Raw genomic sequence first — 15,548 nt, forward strand, 5'->3', positions numbered from 1 at the left:
GCCTTTTAAAACTTATTATAATCTACGTAATAGTAAACCAAGTTTAAATATTTAAATATATTTTTGTAAGCGTTTTTTTTATAATGAAAAAGGAGGAAGCTGCAGATGAAAGAACAAACCTTTATGATGGATGATGCGCCGCTTAATAAGTTCCATTTAAGAATTACTGCCCTTACGTTTGGCGCTAATTTCTCTGATGGGTATGCTTTGGGGATTATTGGAATGGCACTTGCTCTGCTTAACGCTGAAATGAAGCTTAGTCCAATGTGGAACGGACTGATTGGAAGTTCCGCTTTAATTGGGCTGTTTGTCGGAAGCCTGGTGCTTGGATGGCTATCTGACCGTATCGGCAGACAAAAAATCTTCCTTACGAACTTCCTGATTGTCGGACTCGCTTCCCTTCTGCAATTCTTTGTCAGCGATCCGGTAACACTGTTCATTCTGCGGGTATTAATAGGCATTGGCCTCGGAGGAGACTACGCAGTCGGCTCAACATTACTTGCCGAATTCGTTCCGAAAAAGCACCGCGGGTTTTTACTCGCTTCCTTATGCGTCGTATGGACAGTCGGATATGTAGCATCAAACCTGGTTGGATTTTATTTAGAAAAACTGGGCCCTGATTCGTGGCGCTGGATGCTTGCGAGTGCGGCTATACCTGCTTTCATTGTGCTGCTGCGGCTTGGGACACCTGAGTCACCAAGATGGCTTATGAGTGTAGGACGTGCGGAAGAAGCGCGTGAGATTGTAAAGAAATATGTGGGCCCAAATGCAGTCATTGAAGAAACCGCGCATGCTCAAACAGCACATGGCTTCCGTGATTTATTCAGCAAAAAATTACGAAAGCGCACCGTATTTGGCAGCTTATTTTATGTCTGTAACGTAATCCCTTATTTTGCTATCTATACGTTCCTTCCAACGATTTTAAGCAGCATGGGCTTCGAGGAAACCTTCCTGGTAGATATGCTGTTAAACATCTTTCTGCTCATCGGCGGAATTGCCGGCCTCTGGTTTATGGAGAAATTTTCCCGCAGAGGCTTTACAATTTATACTTTTGCTGTTCTTGCCATTACGCTGCTGCCGCTCGGTATTTTAAGCAATAGCTACCAGGCTTTTCTGTTAATTTGCTTTGCGGTGTTTACTTTTGTAATGTCGGCCGCGTCTAACCTTACGCTTGTATATCCAGCTGAACTCTTTCCGACCGAAGTTCGTGCATCGGGGGTAGGCCTGGTTACAGCGATTAGCCGTGTTGGTTCCGCTGTTGGAACATTCCTGCTCCCTATCACTCTTGATTCCTACGGACTAAGTACCTCTATGATTGCAATGACCGTTGTCCTGATCGTTGGGGTGTTCATCTCGATTGCCTGGGCACCGGAGACAAAGGATTTAGGCCTAAATGAAGCAAGCAATCCACTGCATGAAGCAGAAGACTTACTGCACAAGGCAGGTGCTGAGGCACATCAAGCCAGTAATTAATTTAAATGAAAAAGGAGTCCTTATAAAAAATGCTTGTAGACAGTAAACGCCATCCAAGGAGCATTAAAGAAGTTATACTTGGAGACGCTCTCATTTCTATTGATGAATTTATTGCCGTTGCCAGATACAGGGCGAAAGTTTCATTCTCGCAATCGTACTGTGACAGAGTAAACAAATCAAGAGGACTCATCGAGATGTTTCTGGAAGAGAACCGGTTAATATACGGCGTAACGACCGGGTTTGGAGACAATGTAACGAAAGTGATATCGCCTGAAGACGCCGAAACTTTACAGCGCAATATTATTCGCTCTCATGCCGTTTCGGTAGGAGAGCCCCTGGAAGAAGAGATTGTCCGGGCGGTTCAGCTTATGATTCTAATCAGTCTCGGACACGGATATTCAGGGATTAGGCTGGAAGTTCTGCAGCATGTTTCACACCTGCTCAATCAGGGGGTTACACCGTATGCACCCGGCGACGGTTCGGTAGGCTACCTCACGCCGGAAGCGCATATGGCTCTTGTCCTCATCGGTGAGGGAAAGGCCTGGTATGAGGGAGAGCTGCTCTCAGGGAAGAAAGCGCTGGAGCGAATCGGTGTAGAACCTCTTTCATTGGGCTGTAAAGAAGGACTCGCACTTATCAGCGGCACAACATCGGTAACCGCCATGGCGATTTTGGCGCTGTACAATGCAACACAAGCGGTAAAAACAGCGGACATTGCAGGAGCAATGTCGCTGGAAGCTCTAAAAGGAACAATAAAAGCGCTTGATTTACGCTATCATTCTGTAAAGAAACATGAGGAGCAATCGAAGACAGCAGAGAACATCCTGCGGATTCTCGCAGGTAGTGAAATCGCGGAGACATACAAAGATTACAGGCTCCAGGACGCGCTTAGCTTACGATGCATTCCCCAGCTCCATGGAGCATGCAAAAAGACACTGAAGGACGCAGCCGCTGTTATTATGAATGAAATAGGTTCCAGCGGCGACAATCCGATTATCTACCCGGAGGATGAAGACGGCTCCGCTTTAATGGGCGGGAACTTCGACGGTACGTACGTAGGGATTTACGCGGATGCCATGAGTATTGCGATGGCCAATCTGGCAAAAATGTCCGAGCGAAGAACCGATCGGCTGGTTAACCACCATGTGAGCGAGCTTCCAAGCTTCCTGGTGGCGAATCCGGGACTAAATAGCGGGTATATGATTCCTCAATACACGGCAGCAGGGCTCCTCAATGAAATTAAAGTGCTTTCCCACCCCGCAACCGTTGACAGCATTCCTACATGTGCCAACCAGGAAGACCAGGTAAGCTTCGCTTATTTTGCTTCAAGGAAAGCGTACCAAATCTCGCAGAAGCTGGAATACATTCTGGCCATTGAATTAATGGCTGCTGTTCAGGCGCTCGATTTTCATCAGCCGTTAAAGCCGTCGCCTGTCACCGAGGAAGTATACAAACTGATTCGCAGCCAGGTGCCGGCTGTAGACGAGGACCGGTATTTTTACCCGGACATTGTCTATGTTCACGAGCAAGTTCACGGCGGTCAAATCTTAGAGGCTGTTGAACGCCATATTGGTGAAATAAAATGCTAGCCATTCCGGTAAATAAAAGGAAAACTCTTCAAAAAATTGAAGGGTTTTTTTCTTACTTATTGAAAAAATCTGTATTTTACGAAACAATAAATAATAATACATGTAGAGGAGAGGGAAAGAATGGAGCGAAATCCTGCCTACACTGCGTTTTCCCACCTATTGCTTTCAGGGACGCTTGTTCATGAAGCCTCTTTTTCCGAAATGCAGCAGCAATATGGAATTACGGTGCATCCCCATCTTGTTATGGTTGTTTCCGTTGACCGGTATCCGGATTTAGCAAAGGAAAAGCATTTACATTGGAAAATAGAAATGGGCCAGAAGCTGATAGCGGCCATACACAATGCGGTCACAGCCCCTTTCCTAACTGCGTGGATTGAGGAAGGCGTGCTGGCATTGCTCCTGGAACTCTCACCTGAACCTTACAGCGCGGATGAAAAGGCTGCCCGGATTGCGCGAGATATCCAAAGAGCGGCAGATGCGATGCATATCGCTGTATCGATCGGAATTGGAACGTATTATGATGATCCTTACATGCTGCAACATTCCTATGAGGAAGCGAGGAAATCGATGGTTGATCGCTTCTTCCAGGGCAACCGGATGATTTTTCAATTTGAAAAGAAGAAAAGTGCTGCAAGGACCGGGCAAAACTACCTTTTCCTTAAAGAGAAAATTGAAAAAGAACGAATTGAATTGCTGGCAAGGGTCCGCATCGCCGACGTAGAAGGGACCATTGTGATGCTGCAGGTTATATTGGAAGACCTGGTGCAGGCTAATCAATATAAGGTTGACATGTTTAAGTCTGAAGTCGTGGACCTGGTCATGATGGTTTCCCGGCTTGTTTTAGAATCAGGCTTCAGTGCGGAAACGATTCTGTCGGAAAACGCTCATTTTATCCAGGATTTATATCAGACGATTCGATACGATAAGTTTATTCAAAAAGTATGTGACTACGTACGCCAATTAACGGAACAGGCAGCGTTTACCCAAATGGCAGGCGTTTCTCCGGTCGTCCGGCAGGCCATTCGGTATATTAAAGAGAACCTGCAGGAAAGACTGTCATTGGACGAGATAGCACAATATTGTTGCTTGAGTAAGTATCACTTGAGCCATTTGTTTAAGAAGGAAGTGGGGAGCACGGTCGTTGATTTCTTAAACAAAGTCAGAATCGAGAAAGCGCTTTACTACCTGGAAACAACGGATTTAACGATCCAGCAGATCGCCAGTGAGGTCGGGTTCCAGGATGCGAATTACTTCAGCCGTATGTTTAAAAAATACATGCAGCACAGTCCGAAGGAACACCGCTTAGCAAGATTGTGCTAATATCCCACAAGTTCCGCTAGATAAATATAAAAGATTTTCGAATAAAATAAAAATATAACATAAAGGCGAAAAATAATAACTTTTCTAACAGCGAGGAGAGGAGAGAATTGAAAAACATTGAACTGCTCAATCCCCCAGAAATCATCCGCCGGTCCAACTGGCGAGACCGTTTCGAAACGAAGGTTGCCCAGTGGTTAACTCCCTGGGATCGAGAAGAACCCATTGATATCGGTTTTATCGGGGTTCCTTTATCGAAAACATCGATAAGCGTTTCAGGCGCTTCCATGACACCGAATGCGCTGCGCGAATTGTTCGCGGCTGCAACGACGTATAGCATCGACTACGATCTTGATTTACAGGAGCTGCGGGCGCGAGACATGGGAGATATCCAGATGCATGTGACCGACTTGCAGTGCTGCCACGCCAATATTGAACAGGGATTAACGAATGTATATCAAGCGTTGCCTGATTTATTTCCGATTATTGCAGGCGGCGACCATTCGATTACATGTCCTTCGGTCAAAGCGTTTAAGAAAAAGTTTGCAGGCAAGGTCGGGATTGTACAGATCGACTCCCACATGGATGTAAGAAATTTAGAGGATGGCGGGCCATCCAATGGAACGCCCATCCGGGGATTGATCGAATCCGGGACGGTAGACGGCTCCCATATCGCTCAAATTGGCATTCACAGCTTTGCGAATTCTAAGCCGTACCGGGAATATGCTGTATCAAAGGGAATTACTCAATTTACCGCCCGGCAGGTTGCACAGGAAGGAATCGAACCTCTCGTAGAAAAGGCGATGGAAATAGCGGGAAAAGGAACCGACGCGATTTATGTAACGATCGATATGGATGTCCTTGATCAGGCATATGCGCCGGGTGTACCCGCCATGGTGCCGGCGGGAATGACCTCCTGGCAGTTGCTTGATGCGGTGTTCATGCTGGGCCAGAATCCAAAAGTAAAAGGGTTTGATGTCGTTTGCGTTGATCCAATGCAGGATCCGCGCAGAGCTACCGTCAGAACCACGCTATATGTGATATTGAATTTTCTCGCCGGGTATATGAAATGCGTTCAGTAAAACTAGTTAAAAGGGAGAGAATGAAGATGGCAAAAGCAACAGGACGTACCATTCGTGCCCCGCGCGGCACCACGCTAAATACGAAGGGATGGCAGCAGGAAGCTGTGCTTCGCATGCTGATGAACAATCTCGACCCGGAAGTCGCCGAACGCCCGGAAGACCTTGTCGTTTATGGTGGGATCGGGAAGGCTGCCCGCAACTGGGAATCCTTCGATAAAATCGTCGAATGCTTAAAGGATCTTGAAGCTGATGAAACGCTGCTTGTGCAATCGGGCAAACCGGTTGGGATTTTCAGAACCCATTCCCATGCTCCCCGGGTGCTGATTTCCAACTCTGTCCTCGTTCCGGCTTTTGCGAACTGGGAGACGTTCCACGAGCTGGACAAGAAAGGCTTAATGATGTACGGGCAAATGACGGCAGGAAGCTGGATCTACATTGGAACTCAGGGGATTTTACAGGGAACGTACGAAACGTTCGCAGAAGCTGCCCGCCAGCATGCCGGCGGAACGCTCAAGGGAACGTTGACGTTAACAGCGGGGCTTGGCGGAATGGGCGGAGCGCAGCCCCTGGCGGTTACGATGAATGAAGGGGTTGTTATCGGTGTCGACGTCGATCCGACGCGTATCCAGCGCCGGATTGATACCCGCTACTGCGACGCACTCGTCTACGATTTGGATGAAGCCCTAACGCTGGCGCGGGAAGCGCAGGAAAAAGGAAAGCCGCTTTCCATCGGATTGGTTGGCAATGCGGCTGAAATTTTTTCTGAATTCGTAAAGCGCGGAATTGTACCGGACTTTGTAACGGACCAGACTTCGGCACATGACCCGCTGAATGGTTATGTTCCGGCCGGGTATTCGCTGGAAGAAGCTGCGAAGCTGCGCGAGAATGACTCGGCAGAATACGTAAAGCTCTCGAAAAAGTCGATGGCCGATCATGTGCAGGCGATGCTCGACCTGCAAAAATCGGGCTCCATTGTGTTCGACTACGGCAATAACATTCGCCAGGTCGCCTTCGATGAAGGGGTAAAGGATGCCTTTAACTTCCCGGGTTTTGTTCCCGCTTACATCCGCCCGCTTTTCTGCGAAGGTAAAGGGCCGTTCCGCTGGGCCGCACTTTCCGGGGATCCAGAAGACATTTATAAAACCGATGAATTAGTGTTAAAGCTCTTCCCTGAAAATGAAAATCTGCGCCGCTGGATTACACTGGCCAGAGAAAAAGTCGCCTTCCAGGGGCTCCCTTCCCGGATTTGCTGGCTCGGTTACGGTGAACGCGTGAAAATGGGCCTCGCTATTAATGAAATGGTACGCAAAGGCGAGATCTCCGCTCCGATCGTTATCGGCCGGGATCACCTGGATTGCGGCTCCGTTGCGTCGCCAAACCGTGAAACCGAAGCAATGAAGGATGGAAGCGATGCGGTCGGTGACTGGGCGATCCTGAATGCGCTTGTCAATACAGCTTCCGGTGCAAGCTGGGTATCCGTTCACCACGGCGGCGGTGTTGGGATGGGGTACTCTCTCCATGCAGGGATGGTTGTCGTAGCAGACGGTTCACAGGAAGCCGATGAAAGGTTATCCCGTGTCTTGAATACCGATCCGGGTATGGGTGTCATTCGCCATGCGGATGCCGGCTATGACCTTGCGATTCAAACGGCAAAGGAACGCGGGGTTCGCGTACCAATGCTCGGCATCTAGAATAAAAAATCTTATATAGCCCACTTGCCCGAGGAAAGCTTCGGGCATTTGGTCTTCATGGAGGGTAACAAATGGAAAACAACAAAATTGACCTTCTGATTCATAACATCGGCCTCCTTATAACCATGCAGGAGGGGGATAAGCCAAGAACAGGCAGCAGCATGTCCGGTGTAGGTGATCTGAAGAATGGAGCGATAGCTGTTCAGGATGGAAAGATTTTTGCGGTGGGGCCGGAGGAAGAAGTGCGGGCTCAACTTGCAGGAATGGCGATCACACATGAATTAGATGCAGAAGGCCGTCTCGTTACTCCAGGCCTTGTCGATCCGCACACCCACCTCGTTCACGGCGGTTCGCGCGAGAACGAGCTTAGTTTAAAATTAAAAGGCGTATCCTACCTTGACATTCTCGCCCAGGGTGGTGGGATTTTAAGTACGGTGCAGGCCACACGCCAGGCAACAGAGGAAGAGTTATTCCTCAAAGCAAAAGGCAGCCTGGATACGATGCTGCTCTACGGGGCGACTACGGTAGAAGCCAAGAGCGGGTATGGGTTAACGCTGGCAGATGAATTAAAGCAGCTGCAGGTGGCACAAAAATTGAACGAATCCCACCCGGTGGATGTAGTTTCGACTTTCATGGGAGCGCATGCCATGCCCGTTGAATACAAAGGCCGCGAAGAGGAATATGTGGATGTTATCATTCACGAGATGCTTCCCGAGGTGAAACGCCGCGGCTTAGCGGAGTTCTGTGACGTGTTCTGTGAGCACGGAGTATTTACGATCGAGCAGTCTCGCAGAATTTTATCCGCTGCCAAAGAGCTGGGCTTTGGCATTAAAATTCACGCCGATGAAATTGAGCCGATGGGCGGAGCTGAGCTTGCGGGCGAACTGGAATGCATTTCCGCCGAGCATTTGCTTGCGGCAAGCAACGAAGGGTTTGCGGCAATGCAGCGGGCGGGAACGGTTGCCGTCTGTCTTCCGGCGACTTCATTTAATTTACGGGCGAAAAACCATGCCCGGGCCCGGACGATGATAGAGGTGGGCGTCCCTGTCGCTTTGTCAACGGATTACAATCCCGGGAGCTCACCAACCGAATCCATGCAAATCGTCATGACACTGGGATGCCTGAATCTGGGGTTGACTCCGGAAGAGGTGCTAACAGCGATGACCATTAATGCTGCCTATGCAATTGGAAGGGCGGATGCAGTAGGCAGCCTTGAGGTGGGGAAGCAGGCGGACATTGTGGTTTTTAATGCGTATAACCTTGCTTACCTTCCTTACCATTTTGGAATTAACCATGTGAACACGGTAGTGAAAAAGGGAGAAGTTGTCGTCTCAGCGGGATGCTTATGTAGTCAGGCGTTTGATAGTTCAGCGGCTGGCGCTGCACATGCGAAGGCGGTTCGATAAAGAGAACAGGAAACACACAAAAGCCCGAGAGTTAGAGATTGGGTTCTCGGGCTTCTTTTTAAAAGCCGAGCGTTCGATTCGGGACGGCAATTTTAAAAACAAGCTCATTTTGTTCCAGGCTAAGCTTCTCTACTCTTACCCTGAAACCGCTTTTCGTTTTCAATTTCGTAACGGCAAGGTAAATGCTTTCGTCGCTCGGGTGAACGGTCACCCATTCGGGCATAGGGTAATGATTTTTTATATAGGAGAGCACAGCCATGTTTGGCAGATGCAGCCTGCCGAGCGCAATCGATTTCTGCTGCAGAATAAGGTCCCCGTTTTTCTGGACAAACGGGTTAAATGTCATTGTGAGTGGGATTTTCCTGTCAAAAGCGACAAGCGTACCTCTTAATTGCACATCGTTTCCCAGGAAAATAGAATAGTCCAGTGTTTGGTTTTTCGGTAAATCAGCCAGATAGCCATTCGCTAACTGCGTTAAATTTTCCCTGGTGGAGGAGATTGTGAACTCTGACTCCCCTTGTTTAGCATAATGTCCTTCAGGAAACTCGTTACTGTGGGAAGGGGGAAGGAAGAACAGCAGCATCCCCGCCAGGAGCAAGACAGCGTTAATCGCCATTAAACCCCAAAACAATGTTTTCCATCTGTTTTTTCCACTGTGCTTTTCAAACATATACCTTCTCCTGTTTTATTTTGTCGTTTATGAGCTGCGGCTTTGAATCCCCGGCTTGATGTACTGAAGGACCCGTTCCGCCATAAGTTGATACCCTCTCTTATTCGGGTGAAAATTGTCTTCATACAACAAACTTTCCTTCGCGTTGTGAAAAAGATCAGCGACAGGGATAAACGTAGCGTGAGGATAGCTGCTGACAACGCTGCCGCCAATATGGTTCCAATCGGCAATGATCTGGTCCATTTCCTTAATATCAGCAAAATACGTATCAAACGGATTGTAAATCCCAATTAAGTAAATGTTGGCGCTGGGGTTTTTCGCTTTCAGGCTGCGCACTATTTGTTCCAGCCTCATTCGGTAATGGGCTTGTTCGCTGACGAATTCCTTGTAAGTCAGGTGGGAGAAGTTCGAGCGGACAACTTTCATAACGTCATTCGCACCAATCGTAATAAGAATAACATCTGCACCCTTAATAGAGGAAGCCACTTCCTGTTGCCCCAGCCTTTGCAGTAATTGGTCCGTACGGCTCCCTCTTTTCCCGAAATTATCAACTTCAACATGTATATGATTTTTATTTTTTTCCAATGTGTTTTTTATGATACCAACGTAACCGCCTTTTCCTGTTGTGTCACCTACACCCTCGGTCAGGGAATCGCCGACAGCTGCAATTTTTAAATCTTTTTTCAATTGTAACTCCTCCGCGCCTTCGATAACCTCAGCAGATGCAGCGTTGATTTTGGCCGCAATAGGGTCGTTTGCCGGAGCCGCTTTAGGTTGCTGGCTGCTTCCTGGTGCTTCCTTCCGGTTAGAGGCAGGTTGGCTCTGTTTATTCATGTTTTGTTTGCTTATCGACATGCGAGGGGCTGGTGAAACGGAGGAGGGAGAAGCCTGATTCAAGTAGGCAGACCATAGGGTAATACCCGTTAAGGCTGTGGCGGTTAGGACTATTCCAATGAATGCTCTTTTCATTGTAAACATCTCCACCTGTAATTTGTTTAAAGATAAAAGCACCTAACCTAGCATCTAATACCCGGTTATTGCGTTTAGGAAACAAAAGGTAAGTGGTTCGCTAAGAACATGTTAATTAACAATTGTTTATTTGAAAATGCTATTGAAATTATCAGAAATAAGTATTATATTCTTATTATACAAAATGTAATGGATTACATTAATAGTCTGGCATCAGCTTTTTAAATATCGTTGGGTGCAATTTTATACAAAAAGTAAATGGCTCAAAATTACCAGTGAAAAAATATAATAATTTGAAATCGATTACATGTAATAGGATACAACGATAGTCATTTTATTTTAAATACTTTATAAATCAGCAGAGGGAGTAAAAGAAAATAAGAGAGTAACAAGAAGGAAAATGTAATGGATTACATTAAAGGGTGAGGTTTATATTGAGGAAATAAAAATATTTTCTCTGGTATAGAAATTAAAATCTCAGGAGGATTTCGATGAAACTAGGATATCAAACAAACACGTGGGGTGGAGTGGTAGGTCATCCGGCTGGCGTAACGTCTGTTAAAGACTTGTATTACTTGGCAAATGGTTCCACTGAACAAGCTTTGTCAGACATTGCTGAAGTAGGATATGCCGGGGTTGAAATTTTTGACGGGAATCTAGCGCAATACGCAAACAAGAAAAGTGAATTTAAACAAATTTTGAAAGCGCATTCTTTAGAATTTGTTGCTGTTTACACAGGCGCCAATTTTATTTATCCGGATATTCTGGAAGATGAGTTATTCAAAATTGAAAGTGTGGCCCAATTATCAAGTGAGCTTGGGGCACAGCATCTTGTAATAGGAGGGGGGCGATTCGGGCGAAAGGAATTATGGAATCAGACTATGGGCTATTAGCAGAAGGACTTGAAACAGTAAGTAAGATTGCTGAAAAATACGGATTAATTCCAAGCTACCATCCACACCTGGGAACGATAGTCGAAGCACCTGACCAATTAGACAAGCTACTATCTTTAACCGAGATAAATCTTTGCCCTGATACAGCACATATAGAAGCGGGCGGCGGAGATGCTATTCAAGTTATTAAGAAATATGCTGACCGTATTAAGTATGTACATTTGAAGGATTACAAGGAGGGTGAATTCCTGCCACTTGGAGAAGGAAAGCAAAATTATCACGAAATGATTGAGATATTAAAAGGAGCAGGCTACGAAGGCTGGATTACTATAGAGTTAGACAGCTACCATAATCCAAAAAAAGGTGCGCAAATTAGCAAAAACTACTTAAAAGATCATTTCGGTTTAATTTAATTACAATGGAGTTTTCACTTTAACTTTTCGGCATACAAAAAAGGGGGTTGTAATCATGAAAATCAAAAAAACATTTCTCGCGCTTTTGAGTACGGCTTGCATTGTTGGATTGCTGAGCGGATGTGGGCAAAGCCAAAAGGCTGAGGTTAGTTCTGCGAAGAGTACAGAGGCAGGCAGTGCTCAAACGAACAGCCAGGCCAAGCAAACCGGACCTATGATGATAAACCAGTCCTTACCTGATAATCAAATACTGAGCAAAGGACCAAATGGGGAGGCAGCTATTTCTGCCAAGGCATTAAAGCTTTCGGAGGAAGATATAAAGAAAATAAAAGAAAAGAAATATAAAGCGGCTATTGTAATGCATTATGCAGGAAATGACTGGTCAACCGCCCAGATTAATGGTTTAAAGTCCAGCTTTGAAAGAATGGGGATTCAGGTTGTTGCTGTAACCGACGCGCAATTCAAATCCGAAAAACAAGTTTCTGATATTGAAACGGTAATGGCGAAGAAACCGGATGTAATTGTAAGCATCCCTGTTGACCCCGTTTCTACAGCCAGTGCTTATAAAAAAGCCGCTGAAGCAGGGATCAAATTAGTATTTATGGATAATACACCAAAAGAATTAAAACACGGCAAGGATTACGTAAGTGTTGTATCGGCGGATAACTACGGAAATGGTGTAGAAGCTGCGAAAATCATGGCGGATAAGCTTGGCGGCAAAGGCAAAGTCGGAGTTATTTTCCATGATGCAGACTTCTTTGTCACAAAACAAAGAACCGATGCTTTCGAAAAGACGATTAAGGAGAAATACCCTAACATCCAGATTGTTGCCCGCGGCGGTATTACCGGACCGAATGATGGGGAAAAAGTGGCCTCGGCCATGTTAACGCAGCATTCTGATTTAAATGGAATCTTTGTTGTTTGGGATGTACCCGCAGAGGGAGCTCTGGCAGCGGTACGTGCAGCAGGCCGTGATAAGATGGTTATTACAACAATTGATCTAGGGCTGAACGTAGGGTTAGAAATTGCCCAGGGCGGCATCATTAAGGGCTTAGGGGCGCAGCTGCCATATGACCAGGGAGTGTCGGAAGCCATTCTTGCAGGGTATGCTCTGCTTGGAAAAGAGGCACCTCCATATGTTGCCGTTCCCGCATTGAGTGTAACAAAAGAGAACATCCTTGATTCATGGAAACTTGTATACAACCAGGATGCTCCGGACACCATCAAAAATGCTGTCAAGTAATGAGGCATTTTTAAAAAAATATTATATACGAGGAGAGATTAAGTATGAAGAAAATGAACATCGGTATGATTGGCGGAGGATTTATGGGGAAAGCACATTCACTTGCTTATGCAGGGATGCCTATGTTCTTCTGGCCGGCTCCTGCCATCCCTTACCGTAAAACAGTCGTAGATGTTACGGATGAGTTGGCTAAGGAGGCAGCAGAGCGTCTGGGGTTTGAAAACTATTCATCGGACTGGAGACAAGTAGTGGAAGACCCGAGTATCGATATTATCGATATCGTGACGCCTAATGATTCCCATGCTGAAATTGCTATTGCGGCAGCCAGAGCGGGAAAGCATATTATCTCCGAAAAGCCCCTTGCCCGCAATGCGGCGGAAGCAAAGACGATGCTGGATGCGGTAAAGGAAGCAGGAGTCAAGCACATGGTGGCCTTTAATTATAGAAGAACCCCCGCGGTTGCCCTTGCCAAAAAGTACATTGAAGAAGGAAGAATCGGGAACATCTTAAACTTCCGTGGTACGTACTTGCAGGATTGGTCGGCGGATCCAAATTCGCCATTATCCTGGCGGTTCCAGAAAAAAATCGCGGGTTCCGGTGCGCTCGGTGATATTGGGACCCATGTAATCGATTTTGCTAGATACCTGGTGAGTGAAATATCAGACGTCATGGCCGTTGCGAAAACATGGATAGGGGAGAGACCCATCCAGAGCGGCGGGGTGGATAAGCTGGGGACGGTTAAGGCAGACGCGGACGTACCGAAGGGCACGGTGGATGTGGACGATGAGTTCTCGACCTTGATCAAGTTTGATAATGGGGCTGTAGGCAGCATTGAAGCGACTCGAAACGCCTGGGGACGCAATAACTTCTTAACGTTTGAAATTCATGGGGACAAAGGTTCTTTATACTTTAACTATGAACGCCGGGATGAGCTTCAGGTCTGCTTTGCTGATGACCCGGGGGACAGCCGCGGATTTAGAACGGTTTATACCGGACCGGCCCATCCGTATGGAGAGGGCTTGTGGCCCATCCCGGCACTGGGCATTGGCTATGGAGAAACCAAAATTATCGAAACGTATGACTTCTTTAAATCCATCGTGGAAGATACACAGGTTTCACCGAACTTCCAAGATGGATACCGCATTGCCGTCATTTCCGATGCCATCCTTGAATCAGCTGAGAAAAACAGCTGGATAAAAATTCAGGGAGAACAACTTGTCGGTGCGGAAAACTAATTAGTAAGCGCCCGAAAGTACTGTAGTGTTGACTAATGAAATAATAAACAAGCGAGCACAAGAATCTACTGCAGACTCTTGTGCTCGCTTGTGTTCGTTTTAAATATTGCAATTCACAATGTAAACGATTACAATTATATATAGAGAACTTTTATGGCATAAAAGTTAAATAGGTTCGTAGTTTTTGTACTTTATGCTGTTTGCATCATAACTAGAAATGAGGGATGAATCACTTGCCTTGGACGTCTCCACCTAAAGAGAGTCCGTAGAACAATTAGGAATTCTCTTTAAAATACTTGTAATTCAAAATGTAATCGATTACACTGTATTCATAAGAGAAATCAAAGGAAAAGAGAGTCGTAAAATGGTGAGAATTGTAGATGTGGCGAAAAAAGCAAATGTTTCTACTGCTACAGTATCCAGAGTGTTGAGTAAACCCGAAACCGTAAAGAAAGAAACGACCCAAAAAGTGTTAGAAGCAATCGAAAAATTAAACTATCAGCCTAACGCATTAGCCCGTCAGCTGAGAAGATCAGAAACAAAAACAATTCTGGTCGTTGTACCAGATATTACAAATCCCTTTTTTTCTAAGGTGCTGCGGGGAATAGAGTCTATAGCAGTTGCAAAGGGATATCAGGTTCTGCTTGGGGATGCCGGCAATGATGTTGAACGCGAAAACGGGTATTTAAACATCCTCCGGCAAAAAAAGGCGGATGGCATGATTTTATTAACGGCAAGAATGGATTCGAGTATAGTGGAGGAAATGGCCCAGGAATATCCAGTAGTTCTTGCGTGTGAATATATAGACGGTTCGAAAATCCCAACTGTTTCAATTGATAATGTTAGCAGTGCTCGAAAGGCTACAGAGTATTTGATTAAGCTGGGGCATAAAAGAATCGGGTTTATATCAGGTCCTATGAACGTTGTCTTAGGGAAAGATCGGTTAAAGGGGTTTTATCAGGCAATGACCCGGTATAATCTCACAGTAGAATCGTTTTTGGTGCAAGAAGGTGATTTTTCTTACGAAAGCGGCTTTAATATGATGATGAAATTTTTAGCTCTTAATGATCTCCCAACGGCAGTGTTTGCAGCTAATGATGAGATGGCATTTGGAGCCATCAAAGCTATAAAATCAAAGGGATTACGTGTTCCTCATGATATTTCTGTTGTGGGATTTGATGATATAAAATTTTCATCCATTTTCGAACCGGCACTAACAACGATCTCACAGCCAGCTTTTGAAATAGGCAGCGAAGCAACAAGGTTACTTATAAGACTAATTAACAGGGAAGAAATACAGAGGGAGCAGTATATGCTGGAGGATCAGCTTATTATACGGGATTCATGCTCTAAATGCATTTCATAAGGGATGGAAAACCCTGATTGAGATACGATAACCTGGCTTTCGGAAAAAAGAGGAGGCGGCTCTTCTTTATAAAGCATAATGTAATCGATTACAGTTACCTTTAATGTAACCGCTTTCGATAACTTGAATATTTCAATTTAAGGAGGTGATGGGCTTCCAGCGTCGATAAATTCATATGCATGTACAACTTATTTTTATCAG

Annotated in this window: 13 protein-coding genes; 11 read left to right on the forward strand and 2 right to left on the reverse strand. The window is 45.9% G+C overall.

All coding sequences use genetic code 11. The features are described from left to right. The first annotated feature begins 105 nt into the window (after window positions 1–105). From MBEAL2_RS10375 to hutI, 6 genes are all read left to right on the forward strand, one after another. Window positions 106–1,473 carry an MFS transporter gene (locus MBEAL2_RS10375; RefSeq protein WP_047152246.1) on the forward strand — a complete coding sequence of 456 codons (1,368 nt, stop codon included), beginning with the start codon at window positions 106–108 and terminating at the stop codon, window positions 1,471–1,473. A gap of 29 nt (window positions 1,474–1,502) precedes the next feature. Beyond that, complete coding sequence (gene hutH, locus MBEAL2_RS10380; protein ID WP_047152247.1) at window positions 1,503–3,062, forward strand: histidine ammonia-lyase; 1,560 nt, start codon at window positions 1,503–1,505, stop codon at window positions 3,060–3,062. 120 nt (window positions 3,063–3,182) lie between these two features. Then, entirely contained in the window at window positions 3,183–4,382 is a 1,200-nt protein-coding gene (locus MBEAL2_RS10385) for a helix-turn-helix domain-containing protein (RefSeq protein ID WP_047152248.1), read from the forward strand. A 107-nt stretch (window positions 4,383–4,489) separates the two neighbouring features. Continuing rightward, on the forward strand, window positions 4,490–5,461 hold the full coding sequence (locus tag MBEAL2_RS10390; RefSeq protein ID WP_047152249.1) for an agmatinase family protein: 972 nt from the start codon (window positions 4,490–4,492) through the stop codon (window positions 5,459–5,461). A gap of 26 nt (window positions 5,462–5,487) precedes the next feature. Further along, complete coding sequence (hutU, locus tag MBEAL2_RS10395; protein ID WP_047152250.1) at window positions 5,488–7,152, forward strand: urocanate hydratase; 1,665 nt, start codon at window positions 5,488–5,490, stop codon at window positions 7,150–7,152. Window positions 7,153–7,223: 71 nt separating this feature from the next. Further along, a complete protein-coding gene (gene hutI, locus MBEAL2_RS10400) occupies window positions 7,224–8,558 on the forward strand; it encodes an imidazolonepropionase (protein WP_047152251.1) in 1,335 nt (444 codons plus the stop codon). Between the two features lie 58 nt (window positions 8,559–8,616). Here hutI and MBEAL2_RS10405 read toward each other — a convergent pair whose 3' ends face one another. Beyond that, window positions 8,617–9,228, reverse strand: a complete 612-nt coding sequence (locus MBEAL2_RS10405; RefSeq protein ID WP_047152252.1) for a YpmS family protein — start codon at window positions 9,226–9,228, stop codon at window positions 8,617–8,619. Between the two features lie 27 nt (window positions 9,229–9,255). Then, on the reverse strand, window positions 9,256–10,197 hold the full coding sequence (locus MBEAL2_RS10410) for an SGNH/GDSL hydrolase family protein (RefSeq protein ID WP_047152253.1): 942 nt from the start codon (window positions 10,195–10,197) through the stop codon (window positions 9,256–9,258). A 491-nt stretch (window positions 10,198–10,688) separates the two neighbouring features. On the opposite strand from MBEAL2_RS10410, the gene MBEAL2_RS33570 reads away from it, so the two are divergent. From MBEAL2_RS33570 to MBEAL2_RS10430, 5 genes are all read left to right on the forward strand, one after another. Beyond that, window positions 10,689–11,090, forward strand: coding sequence for a sugar phosphate isomerase/epimerase family protein (locus MBEAL2_RS33570; protein WP_269082461.1), 402 nt, complete (start codon window positions 10,689–10,691; stop codon window positions 11,088–11,090). Further along, window positions 11,066–11,503, forward strand: a complete 438-nt coding sequence (locus tag MBEAL2_RS33575; RefSeq protein WP_269082462.1) for a sugar phosphate isomerase/epimerase family protein — start codon at window positions 11,066–11,068, stop codon at window positions 11,501–11,503. The genes MBEAL2_RS33570 and MBEAL2_RS33575 overlap by 25 nt, the downstream gene beginning before the upstream one ends. A 55-nt stretch (window positions 11,504–11,558) precedes the next feature. Next, window positions 11,559–12,746: a substrate-binding domain-containing protein gene (locus tag MBEAL2_RS10420; protein WP_082129886.1), complete on the forward strand. Its 1,188-nt coding sequence runs from the start codon at window positions 11,559–11,561 to the stop codon at window positions 12,744–12,746. A 44-nt stretch (window positions 12,747–12,790) separates the two neighbouring features. Beyond that, on the forward strand, window positions 12,791–13,981 hold the full coding sequence (locus tag MBEAL2_RS10425; protein ID WP_047152254.1) for a levoglucosan dehydrogenase: 1,191 nt from the start codon (window positions 12,791–12,793) through the stop codon (window positions 13,979–13,981). 364 nt (window positions 13,982–14,345) lie between these two features. Continuing rightward, entirely contained in the window at window positions 14,346–15,347 is a 1,002-nt protein-coding gene (locus tag MBEAL2_RS10430; protein WP_047152255.1) for a LacI family DNA-binding transcriptional regulator, read from the forward strand. Window positions 15,348–15,548 lie beyond the last annotated feature (201 nt).

The organism is Aneurinibacillus tyrosinisolvens, assembly GCF_001015055.1.
GTDB classification, from domain to species: Bacteria; Bacillota; Bacilli; order Aneurinibacillales; family Aneurinibacillaceae; genus Aneurinibacillus_A; species Aneurinibacillus_A tyrosinisolvens.